The 11,344-nt window shown below is 69.9% G+C and carries 10 protein-coding genes; 6 read left to right on the top strand and 4 right to left on the bottom strand.

Annotation, left to right across the window (positions count from 1 at the left end; translation table 11 throughout):
- Nucleotides 1-2,182: PIG-L family deacetylase (locus ACJA3G_RS18275; RefSeq protein ID WP_406554069.1), on the top strand; the 2,182-nt coding region annotated here is incomplete at its 5' end.
- Between the two features lie 21 nt (nucleotides 2,183-2,203).
- Here the strand turns inward: ACJA3G_RS18275 and ACJA3G_RS18270 are convergent.
- Nucleotides 2,204-3,094: a S1 family peptidase gene (locus tag ACJA3G_RS18270; RefSeq protein WP_406554068.1), complete on the bottom strand. Its 891-nt coding sequence runs from the start codon at nucleotides 3,092-3,094 to the stop codon at nucleotides 2,204-2,206.
- 141 nt (nucleotides 3,095-3,235) lie between these two features.
- Entirely contained in the window at nucleotides 3,236-4,216 is a 981-nt protein-coding gene (locus tag ACJA3G_RS18265; protein ID WP_406554070.1) for an endonuclease/exonuclease/phosphatase family protein, read from the bottom strand.
- 259 nt (nucleotides 4,217-4,475) lie between these two features.
- Here ACJA3G_RS18265 and ACJA3G_RS18260 point away from each other — a divergent pair, with 259 nt between their 5' ends.
- Nucleotides 4,476-5,270: a response regulator transcription factor gene (locus tag ACJA3G_RS18260; RefSeq protein ID WP_406554067.1), complete on the top strand. Its 795-nt coding sequence runs from the start codon at nucleotides 4,476-4,478 to the stop codon at nucleotides 5,268-5,270.
- Nucleotides 5,263-6,360, top strand: a complete 1,098-nt coding sequence (locus tag ACJA3G_RS18255) for a sensor histidine kinase (protein WP_406554066.1) — start codon at nucleotides 5,263-5,265, stop codon at nucleotides 6,358-6,360. The genes ACJA3G_RS18260 and ACJA3G_RS18255 overlap by 8 nt, the downstream gene beginning before the upstream one ends.
- Before the next feature lie 364 nt (nucleotides 6,361-6,724).
- Here ACJA3G_RS18255 and ACJA3G_RS18250 read toward each other — a convergent pair whose 3' ends face one another.
- On the bottom strand, nucleotides 6,725-7,024 hold the full coding sequence (locus ACJA3G_RS18250; RefSeq protein WP_406554065.1) for a hypothetical protein: 300 nt from the start codon (nucleotides 7,022-7,024) through the stop codon (nucleotides 6,725-6,727).
- Nucleotides 7,025-7,178: 154 nt separating this feature from the next.
- Nucleotides 7,179-7,661: a hypothetical protein gene (locus ACJA3G_RS18245; protein ID WP_406554064.1), complete on the bottom strand. Its 483-nt coding sequence runs from the start codon at nucleotides 7,659-7,661 to the stop codon at nucleotides 7,179-7,181.
- A 978-nt stretch (nucleotides 7,662-8,639) separates the two neighbouring features.
- On the opposite strand from ACJA3G_RS18245, the gene ACJA3G_RS18240 reads away from it, so the two are divergent.
- The 3 genes from ACJA3G_RS18240 (at nucleotide 8,640) to ACJA3G_RS18230 (ending at nucleotide 11,179) form a co-directional block, all read left to right on the top strand.
- Entirely contained in the window at nucleotides 8,640-9,806 is a 1,167-nt protein-coding gene (locus tag ACJA3G_RS18240) for an alanine--tRNA ligase-related protein (RefSeq protein ID WP_406554063.1), read from the top strand.
- Nucleotides 9,807-9,908: 102 nt separating this feature from the next.
- The gene (locus ACJA3G_RS18235) at nucleotides 9,909-10,505 is read left to right on the top strand and encodes an HD domain-containing protein (RefSeq protein WP_406554062.1); all 597 of its coding nucleotides are present in this window, start codon (nucleotides 9,909-9,911) and stop codon (nucleotides 10,503-10,505) included.
- 149 nt (nucleotides 10,506-10,654) lie between these two features.
- Complete coding sequence (locus ACJA3G_RS18230) at nucleotides 10,655-11,179, top strand: GNAT family N-acetyltransferase (RefSeq protein WP_406554061.1); 525 nt, start codon at nucleotides 10,655-10,657, stop codon at nucleotides 11,177-11,179.
- The last annotated feature ends 165 nt before the right edge of the window (nucleotides 11,180-11,344 follow it).

Below are 11,344 nucleotides of genomic sequence, written 5' to 3'. Positions count from 1 at the left end.
GCCCGTATGTTCGTCTTGCCAGGGGGAGACCGTGATACCGCAGCCCAGCCGGGGGCCGGCGCGCCGGAGCGTGCTGGCCGGGACCGTCGCCGTCGCCGCGGCGGGGTGTGTGCCGGGCCGCCGGAACGCCTCCGACCCGGACGGGCGTGGCGGCGGCGCTTCCCCCACGGGCGGCCCGCGCGGCGCCGCCACCGTCCTGCAGATCGTCGCCCACCCCGACGACGACCTGTACTTCATGAACCCGGACCTGGAGCAGTCGCTCACCGCGGGCGACCGGCTGGTCAGCGTCTATCTGAACTGCGGCGAGAAGGACGGCGTCAACAAGGTCCCGGGCCGCGGGCCCGCCTCCCGGCCCGACGAGCCGCGCTACGCCGGGGCCCGGCGCCAGGGGCTGCGGCAGGCGTACGCGTACATGGTCACCGGCCGCGCCGACGCGCCCTGGCGGACCGGGCCGCTCGCCCTGCCCGGCGGCCTGGAGGCGGAGCTGGACACGCTGGAGGGCCACGACCACGTCCAGCTGGTGTTCCTCGGCATACAGCAGTACGGCCCGGACTGGGTGCTGCCCCGGCTGTGGGCCGACCCCTCGGCCGTCACCCGGACCCGCGTCAGCACCGGCTCACCCGTGGCCCGCCCGTACGCCGTGACCCGCGCCGGGCTCATCGACGCCCTGGTCCATCTGCTCGACCGGTACGCGCCGACCCTCGTACGGACCATGGACCCCGATCCGGACCGGCAGCCCCACGACCCGCCCGGCGGCGGCGACGGCAGCGACCGCGGTGGCACGGCCGATGCCCGTGGCGCGGCCGGCCGCCGCGACAAGGCGAACCGCCTCCACCACGACCAGCCCGGCTACTCCGACCACCCCGACCACACCGCCACCGCGCTGTTCACCTTCGCCGCGCTGGAACGCCACCGCCGAGGCCGGTCCGCGCCGCCCTGGGCGGTCGTGCCGTACCGGGGGTACTACAACGAGCGCTGGCCGCAGAACCTGCCGAAGCAACTGGTGCGCCGCAAGGCGGACATCCTCAACGTGTACGGGGGCTCCCCGGGCTCGTGCGGCTTCACGGCCGGATGCGGCGACTACGACGTGGGCCACGACAACTCCCTGGGCACCGGCTGGGTGCAGCGCACCAGCCCGCGCCAGCCGTTCGCCGCGCCCCGGGTCGGAGCGGACACGACCGGGCGGCTCCATGCGTTCGGGGTGCTCTCCGGGCAAGCGGTGATGTGGCAGGAGACCACACGCGGCAGCGGAACATGGGGTGCGCCCACACCGGTCGGCGGGGACGGGATACTGCCCGGACTCACCGCGCTGCTCGACCCGCAGGGCTGCTGGCACCTGTTCGCGCCACGGCTCACGGGGCTCGGGCCGCACCCCCGCGACAACCGGCGCGACCTCGCGTACACCCGCCAGACCCGCCCCGGCGCCGCGTTCGGCGCGTGGACCTCCCTGGGCACCCCCGACCGCGACCCCGAACGGGGCCGCCGCGTCGGCACCCCGGCCGTGGCCCGGGCCGCCGACGGCACCCTGCACCTCTTCGCCCGGAACTGGGAGCGCGGCCTCGCCACCCGCGTACGGCGCCCCGGCGGGAGCTGGAGCCCCTGGACCCCGCTGGGCACGACAGCACCCGTACCGCCTCTCCAGGACGGCGTGGCAGCGGTGACCGACACCGGGGGCCGCGTCCACGTCTTCGCCACGGGCCGCGACACGGTCCACCACTGGACCCAGCAAACCCCCGGCGACGCCCTCACCGAACTCCCCACCGGCCTCCCGGCGTCGGCGGACCCGCCGACCGCGCTGGCCCACCCGGACGGCTCCATCCTGCTCGTACTCCGCGAACCGGTCACCGCCCGCCCGCTGCTGTACCGGCTCGGCACGGACGGCACCTGGCGGGCCCGGCCTCCCGGCCTGCCCGGCCGGGGATACGGGGCGTTCGCACTGCTCGCAGTGGGCGGCGGGACGGACACCGGAGCGGAGAGCGGAGTGCTTCTGGCGGGCCGCGACAACGCGGGCACCGTCAGCTGGGCACGGCTCGGCGGCCCGGCGAAGCCCCGCTGGTCGACGCTGCCGGGCCGGACGGCCACCGGCCCGGCGCTCGCACGGGGCACGGACGGCCGCCCCCTACTCACGACCCTCGCCCCGGACGCGACACTCCACTCGGTGGCGGTACCGGACCGGCCCTGAGAGGCAGGGGGTTCGGAGTCCCTACTCCGTGGCCGCGGTCGCTGTCGCTGTCGCTGTCGCGGTCCCGACGGACGCGGCGGCACCGTTGGCCTTCACGGCCTTCGTGGTCTTCATGGTCTTCTTGATCCAGCCCGCGTACGCGGGCGCGCTGGTGTAGAGGCCGGGGCCCTCGGAGCACGGCACGTTCGGGGCGCCGGGCCCGGAGGTGACGCCGATCAGCTCCCAGCGGCCGTCCCGGCCCCTGCGGATCTGCGGTCCGCCGGAGTCCCCGAAGCACGCCATCGCCTTGGGCACGGTGGTGATGGTGCACAGCCGGGTGTGGTCCGCGTACCCCGGCGCGCACTCGGACTCGGCGCCCCGACGGGTGTTCAGCTCCTGCAACCGCTCGGGGAACGCGAAGGCGTTGTCGGCGGTGGTGCCGAAGCCCAGCAACCGGGTCGGTGTGCCGGGCCGCCCGGCCTGTTCGGCGATCCTGATGGGCTTCTGGGAGACCGGGCGGTCCAGCCGTATCAGCGCGATGTCGTCCTTGTTGGCGGCCTTGTTGTCGCCGTTCACATAGCCCGGGTGGACGAAGAAACGGTCGATCTTGCGTACGGTCCCGCCGGACTTGCGGTGGTCACTGCCGATACGCACGATGCCTTCCAGCTCCAGGCCCTCCCCCCGGAGGCAGTGGGCCGCCGTCAGCACCCACTGCCGGTCGATGAGCGACGCCCCGCAGTTGCCGTCGTAGAGCCCCTGCGACGGGGCCGACTCGGGGATGGACGCCATGAACGGGTACCGCTCGGTGGAGTCCGTACCGCCCACGATGGCTCCGGCACTGCCGGCCAGGACGGTGGCGCAGGCCGCGACGGCGAGAGCGCCGACGGCGGCGGTGCGGACGGTACGGCGGCGCGGCGGCTTGAAGCTGAACACAGAGGGTTCTTCCTTCTGCTCGGTGGATCATCTGCGCTCAGCTTCGTCGTACGGGCCCGGCCCGGACCATCCAGGCAACAGGCCGGTCGGGCCGGGGGCTGGCCCCCGTACGGGCGTGGGGGCTGTCCCGGCTCCGGGGGTTCACCACCTCACCCCCGCCGCCACCGGCCGGTGGTCGCTGCCGGTGGCGGGCAGCACCCACGCGCTCCGCGGTTCCACACCGCGTACGAGGATCTGGTCGATCCGCACCATCGGGAACTTCGCCGGCCAGCTGAAGCCGAAGCCCTTCCCGGCCGCGTCCTGGGCCGAGCGCAGCCGCCCGGTGACACCGTCGAACGCGCGGTCGTCGGTGGTGCCGTTCAGGTCGCCGAGCAGCACCACGCGCTCGTTCCGCTCGGCGGCGAGGGCCCCGGCGAGTGCCTTCGCGCCGCGGTCCCGGCTGCCCGTCCAGAAGCCGCTGGGAAGCACGCGTACGGACCCCAGGTGTGCCACGTACACCGCCAGCGGACCGTGGCCCGTGGTCACGGTGGTGCGCAGCGCCCGGTTGTAGGCCAGCTTGACGGCGGCCGGCTTGGTGGCCGCCAGCGGCCCGTAGTCCATCGCGACGTCGACCGGCCGGGTGTCGGACAGCGGCAGCCGGCTCCACAGCCCGACCGTGCCCAGCACGGTGTGGTACGGATACGTCGTCGCCAGCTCCTTCTCGTACAGCGGCTTTGCCTGCGGGGTGATCTCCTCCAGAGCGAGTACGTCCGCCCCGCAGGCGGCCAGGTCCCGGGCGGTGCCGGCCGGGTCGGGGTTGCCGGCGTCGACGTTGTGGCTGACCAGGGTGAGGTCGCTGCCCGGCCGGGACTTGTCGCCGAGTACCCCGCCGAAGAGGTTCAGCCACACCGCGACCGGTAGCAGCAGCGCGACCACCGCGGAGGCGGACCGGCGCCACAGGCCCGCGACGAGGAGCACCGGGATGAGCAGACCGAACCAGGGCAGGAACGTTTCCACCAGGCTGCCCAGACCCGCGCGGTCGGTGATGTCCGCGTGCAGCAGCAGGAGCAGGCCGAGGAGCAGGGCGAGCGCGGCGAGGACCGGGCCGCGCTTCCAGGGGCCGGGCCCGCAAACGACGAGCATCGCCCGGCGGACGCCCGCGCGCCACCCACCGACGCCCGCATCCTGGCCGTCGGCGCCGCCCTGCCCGGCCTGCCCGGCCTGCGCCGTGTCCACCTGCGTCATCGCTTCTCCTCGCTCGGTGCCGGTCATCGCGGTCTCGTCGGGTCCTGGAACGGGAACGGTGTGCGGCCGGTGCCGGTACTCAAGGCGATTCCGTGTTGCGGGGACGTATGCGGATTTCGATACGTGGACGATAGGCACCGCCTCGTAGCATCCCCTCATGCGCGTGCTGATCGTCGAGGACGAACCCTTCCTGGCGGAGGCGGTCCGCGATGGCCTGCGGCTGGAGGCGATCGCGGCCGACATCGCGGGTGACGGCGACACCGCTCTGGAACTGCTGAGCGTCAACGCGTACGACATCGCCGTCCTCGACCGCGACATCCCGGGCCCGTCCGGCGACGACATCGCCAGACGTATCGTCGCCTCCGGCAGCGGCATGCCGATCCTCATGCTCACCGCGGCCGACCGCCTCGACGACAAGGCGTCCGGCTTCGAACTCGGCGCCGACGACTACCTCACGAAACCGTTCGCACTGCGAGAACTCGTCCTCAGACTCAGAGCACTGGACCGCAGGCGCGCCCACAACAGACCGCCCGTACGGGAGATCGCGGGGCTACGGGTGGACCCGTTCCGCCGGGAGGTCTACCGGGACGGCCGTTTCATCGCGCTGACCAGGAAGCAGTTCGCCGTGCTCGACATCCTGGTGGCGGCCGAAGGAGGTGTCGTTAGCGCCGAAGAACTGCTGGAACGGGCTTGGGACGCGAACGCCGACCCGTTCACCAACGCCGTACGGATCACGGTCTCGGCCCTGCGCAAGCGGCTGGGCGAACCCGGGATGATCGCGACCGTGCCGGGCACCGGCTACCGCATCGCGACGGAGCCGGAGGCGGGACACGAGGGCCCCAGGAGAGACAAGGGCGACGCGGTCGATGCGGGCGACACGGGAGCCGGGAACGCCGAGGGGGCCGGGGATACCGCCGGAACCGGGAACGCCGATGGAGCCGGGCGTGGATAGGGCACCCGGCATGAGCGTCCGCCTCAAACTCACCCTCAGCTATGCCGGATTCCTGATGCTGGCCGGTGTCATGCTGCTGGCGGCGGTATGGGTGTTCCTCCTGAGATACGTCCCCAACCGGGCGATGCTCATCAACCCCGACGACAGGCCCACCAACGGTGTCTTCCCCATCCGGTCCGCGCTCCTGGAGGTCTTCGCGCCGAGGGCAGCCGCGGTACTGGCGTTCCTGCTGGTCTTCGGTCTCCTGGGAGGCTGGCTCCTCGCGGGCCGCATGCTCGCCCCGCTGACCCGCATCACGGAGGCCACACGCGTGGCCACCCACGGATCACTCTCGCACCGGATCCGCCTCTCGGGCCGCGAGGACGAGTTCCGCGAACTGGCCGACGCCTTCGACGCGATGCTCGAACGGCTCGAAGCACACGTCGCCGCCCAGCAGAGATTCGCGGCCAACGCCTCCCACGAACTGCGCACCCCGCTGGCGATCTCCAAGGCACTCCTGGACGTGGCCCGCACGGATCCACCCCGTGACACCGGCGCGCTCATCGAACGCCTCCACACGGTCAACGCCCGGGCGATCGACCTCACCGAGGCACTGCTCCTGCTCAGCCGCGCCGACCAACGGTCCTTCACCCAGGAGCCGGTGGACCTCTCCCTCCTGGCGGAGGAAGCGACGGAAACCCTGCTCCCCCTGGCGGAGCGGCGAGGCGTCACCCTCGAAACCACCGGCGACACCACCCCGACGACCGGCTCGCCCGCGCTCCTGCTGCAACTGACCACAAACCTGGTGCACAACGCGATCGTCCACAACCTGTCCGAAGGCGGGGCGGTGTGGGTCACGACCACCGCGCGCCCCGGCAGCGTGGCGCTCACCGTGGAGAACACGGGCGAACAGGTCACGGAGGAACTGGCAGCGACACTGACGGAACCGTTCCAGCGGGGCACCGAACGCGTACACACCGACCACGCGGGCAACGGCCTCGGCCTGGCCATCGTCAAGACGATCACCGAAGCCCACGAAGGAACCCTCACCCTCACCCCACGCCCCGGGGGCGGCCTCCGCGTCACGGTGCAACTACCTGCGGCGGCGTAGACATGCTCAGATCGTGTGTTTCACCAGGCGCCACCGTTCCGCTATAGTGGATCTTGAGCTTGCGGTCGCGATGAGCGGCGGCAGGACCGGCGTTGGTGGTCCAAGGAAAGGCGCCCCACTTCCTGTGGGGAGATGCAGGTGCAAGGCCTGCCCAGCGCTCGATGGACAAGGGCCCGGACCTCCGTAACGGAGGCCCGGGCCCTTGTCGTATATGCCGCACGTACGGGCTGTGTTGACCGCCCGAGCTGCCACGCCACACCCCCGGCTACGGTGCGTGTGACCGCCCCAGAACTCAAACCCTGGCAGCATGATTGAGGCTCTGGAGGAGCCGCTCCCATCCGGTGACAAGGGGCGAACCCAACAATTATGGCGATCGCTCGGGTGGCGGGGCTGCGGCCTTTTTGGTGGGCCGACCGCCGCCCCTGCTGCCGGCTCCCTTGGCTTGGGCCACTTTCCCGGTCACGAACACGGCCACAATCGACACGGCCCCGGTAGTCACAATAGTGGCCGCTTCAGGACCTTGGTTTCGGTCGCTCATGTGCCAGGCCAGCATCACGAGAATGGCCAGGGCCAGTAGGCCGGATATACTGCCAATCGTTTGCGCGATGGTCGGACCCCAGGCCACGCAGCGCATATGCTTCTGATCCTTGATCTTCTGCTTCATGAATTCCTGGTAGACGCCGGGGTTTTCCCGCGACAGCCAGACAAGGCCTTGCCACTCCCTGGAAAGTGTGCCGGTGCCCCCAGAGCCGTTTGGGGAGGGGGTCTGGGCCGCAATCTTCTTGGCTGCTCTCTGCTCGGGTGGTTGCCCGGACGGCCTAGCTGCTTGATCCGGCACCGTCGCTCCCGGTCGATGTTGGTGGAGATGTATGCACGTCGTCCTGGTAGCCGTGAATTGTGGCCAGTTCGTATCCTTTGCCCAGCACGGACTGAATAAAGCTCGGTGCAGCCGCTGCCGACGGGGGAGGGAGTGAGCCGAGCGGATCGAAGATGCGCGCCAGGCCTGCGGTGAAGTCAAAGAGGAGGGCGATACCTCCCCGATGCTCCCGATGCTCATCCGTGGACGAGTCTCTGGTGGCCTTGGAGGCGGACGGCTTAGGGGCGGGCGCCATGGTCCCGGCTGGGTAGCTGTTGGTTTCGCCCGCCACGAGACGTGTTCGTCGCGACACCTTGATTTCCTGTTGGCCATGCTTGATCGTCAACTTGTTCTCAGGGACAACGAAAGTCGATACGACTTGAGTTCCCGGCGACAGGTCTACGGCCTGGGTTGGGGGTGACACCGCAACGGTGATTCCGGTCACGATCAGGAGGGCGCGCGCTCCTTGGAGGGCGTATCGAAATGATCTGGCCCATGAGGAGGTCCCATTGATGTGGGATTCCCTGCTCATTTCTGAATCAACGGAATCTGACCGCGGATGCTCCGAAAGATGCGGCGTGCGCCCACTGCCCTGCGCCAGTCGAGCCAGGAGGAGGGGAGTCATGGCGCCAATGAAAACCGAGAGTACCGCCGACGTTCCTTGGATCGACCAGGACATTATGAGGCTGATAAGCGCCGAGTTGACGCATCGGAGTGTTACGGCCAGTACGTAGAATCCCCCCAACTCCCGCCATGGGAGTCTATGCGCGCGCGAGATCACGGTCTTCACTTCGTAGGCTTCGAGTAGCAATGCTCCCAAGCAACCCCACAGGGCCGTCTCCCACAGCGGCATGGCAACCCCCCTCGGTGCCTTGAGGAACTGCTGCCAGCGTGGCAGATGGACGGCTGGTTGGGGAGCCGCCCTGCCGTATCTACGACGAAAGCACTACCCTCTGTTATGGGTTCGAACAACCCTAGGCCGAACGGTGGTGCGATTTACGGCGCCTTGGCCTCGGAAACAGGTATGACTGACCGTTCCTGCGGAAATTCCTGAGTATCAAAGGCGGATGAGACGCCGCCTCCTGCCTTGAGTCCCCTCAGACTTCCAGCCGTCCGCCGGGCGGCACCCGCGCGAAGCCAGGGCGTCCCGGCGGAAGAAATTCGTGTGCACCCGAAGAACCGGACACGCTACCGTCACCCGTATGAACGTCACCGGCCGAACCACCACCGCGACCGCGCGAGCGACCAGCTCGCCGGTTGCCGCCGTCTGACCTTCCCCATTCCCACCGGCGACCGGAAACGGCCCGTCGGTGGTTCCGTGGCGTTCTCGGCTTCTTGTCGCGGTGCGTTGACCAGCGCGGTCCCGTCTCCGGTGCCTTCCCCGCTGTGACGCGAAGAAGCGAAGAAGTAAAGGAGCCACCCCATGGACACGGAGACGATTGTCCGTACGTTCGTCGAGTACTTCGAGGAGCGTGACCACCGCCGGATCAGCGGCTCGACACTGCTGCCACCCCCCGGCGACCCGGTGCTGTTCACCACTTCCGGCATGCATCCGCTCACCCCGCACCTGGAGGGGCGCCCCCATCCGCTCGGCCGGCGGCTGGTCAACGTGCAGCGCTGCCTGCGCACCACGGACCTCGACGAGGTCGGCGACGCCACCCACCTGACCGTCTTCGAGATGCTCGGCACCTGGTCGCTGGGCGACTACGAGGGCCCACTGAGCCTCGACTGGGGGTACGGCCTGCTCACCGAGGGACTGGGCATCGATCCCGGCTTGCTGTACGCCACCGTCTTCGGCGGTGACGACCAGACGGGGCAGGACACCGCTTCGCTTGAGGTGTGGCAGGAGCACGGCGTCCCCGTCGAGCTGACCACGGACGACAACTGGTGGTCCAACGGCCCCGTCGGCCCGTGCGGCCCCGACTCGGAGATCTTCCTGTGGAGCGGCGATGGCCCGCCCCGGTCGACGCCGACGCGCGACGAGCGCTGGGTGGAGGTCTGGAACCACGTGATGATGCGCCACCGTCGCCTGGAGGACGGCTCCCTCACCCCGCTTCCCCAGCGAAACGTCGACACCGGACTCGGCCTGGAGCGGCTGGCCTCGTTGCTCCAGGGCAAGTCCTCCGTGTTCGAGTGCGATGTCTTCGACCCCTGGCGCCGTGTCGTGCCGTCCCTGTGGCCGCTCGACGAACCGTCGCTGCGCCTGGTCTACGACCACCTGCGCTCAGCCGTCGTCGTACTCGGCGACGGCGTGCGCCCCGCCGCCACCGGACGCGGTTACGTACTCCGCCGCCTGCTGCGACGCGTACTCACCCTCCTCTGGCGGGACGATCCGTCGCGCAGTCTGGGAGACCTGCCGGAGGAACTGGTCACCCACACCCTGGACCGCTTCCGCCAGGAGGTGCGTCCCGGCGACGTACGCCGACTGCTCCTCGAAGAGGAACGCCGGTTCAGCCGACTCCTGGTACGCGGCCGACAGGTACTGGCCCACTCCCGCTTCCAAGGCCCGCTGAGGGAAGAGGACTTCCAGTACCTCCACGACACACACGGTCTGCCTCGCGATCTCGTCACGAGCTTGCGGGAGGAGTGAGCGGAGCGGGTGTTGACCCCCGGGGGCGGGCGGGGCCATCGGTTTGGGTTGGGGCGCCGCTCGCCTCCGATGCGGCCCTCGCGGCATTGCTAAGCTCCGCCGATGACCATTTTGTCGGTGGACGAGTGCCGCGAGCTCCACGAGAAGCACGCCCCTTCCCGGGCGGCGTACGAGCTGGTCTGGACCCACTGCGAGATCGTGTGGCAGGTCGCCGAAGGGCTGCTGGACCGCTGCGGGGCGGAACTGGACCGCGAGCTGGTACGGGCGGGCTGTCTGCTGCACGACATCGGCGTCTACCGCCTCTACGACAGTACGGGTCGCCTCGATCACGCCAACTACCTGCGCCACGGCATCCTCGGCCACGATCTCCTGGCCGAGGAAGGGCTCCCCGAGTACGTATGCCGGTTCTGCTCCTGCCATACCGGTGTGGGCCTGACCAAGGACGACATCGAGCGCCAGCGACTGCCGCTGCCGCCCGCCGACTACCTGGCGGAGACCGCGGAGGAGCGGTTGGTGATGTACGCGGACAAGTTCCACAGCAAGACCACGCCACCGAGGTTCCTCACCCCGGACAGCTATGCGGCCTACGTCGCCCGCTTCGGCCCCGACAAGACCAGGGCTTTCGAGGAACTGCGAGCCAGGTTCGGTGACCCAGACCTCGACGGCCTGGTGACGGCGTACGGCCACGCCGTGCTCTGACCGCCGCTCCCGGACAGAGCATGACCTCGCCGTACGCCTGGACCCGGTCCAGGAGTGGACGCCGTGTGGTGGCGTACCGGCCACACTGCGACCCGTGGTGCGTGGAAACTCGGTGTCGCTGTCACCGGCAGCCGGCTGAAGATGGTGGCATGGACGCGCGGAAGGTGACCCTGCGGAAAATGACGCCGTCGGAGTACGAAGCGGCGACTGAGCACCGTGAGGCCGAGACGGCCCGTGAACTGGGCAAGTTCATGCCGACAGAGCTGGCGCGAGAACGGGCTCGTCGGGGCACGGCCCAGTTTCTCCCGGACGGACGTGACACGGCTGGTCACCACCTCGTGGTGGCGGAGAACGCATCGGGCGAGGTCGTGGGAAACGCGTGGATCGGCCCGGACCCGCGTCAGGCAACGGCCACCACCGACTCGGCCTGGCTGTACGACATCAACGTCTTCGCCCCATTCCGGCGCCACGGATACGGATCCGCCATCCTCACCGCCGCCGAGGAACTCGTTGCCCGTGAGGGCATGACCTCGCTCAATCTCAACGTTTTCGGGGACAACGCGGCAGCCATTGCCTTGTACCGGTGCAATGGCTATGAGGTGCCGCCGATGTCGATGTCCAAGAGCGTGCGGCCTCGTTCTAGGGGCCGTGGTTCCGGCGCACGGCCGGAGTGATGTCGCAGGTACCTCGCCGGGCTCCCCGGCACGCAGCACAGCTCGGTTAGGTACGGGTCGCGGCGGCGTACTACCGGCCGGTGTTCGGGGAGGCCTGCTGAGGGCTCTGGGCGCCCGTGGTGGGGGCTGACCAGAAGTCGTCGTGGATGTCGGCGGGGGCGGGGT

The sequence above is a fragment of the Streptomyces sp. YS-3 genome, from assembly GCF_045257485.1.
In the GTDB taxonomy this organism is placed as follows: domain Bacteria; phylum Actinomycetota; class Actinomycetes; order Streptomycetales; family Streptomycetaceae; genus Streptomyces.
The sequence above is the reverse complement of the archived record's forward strand: the minus strand, read 5'-3'. Positions and strand labels throughout refer to the sequence as shown.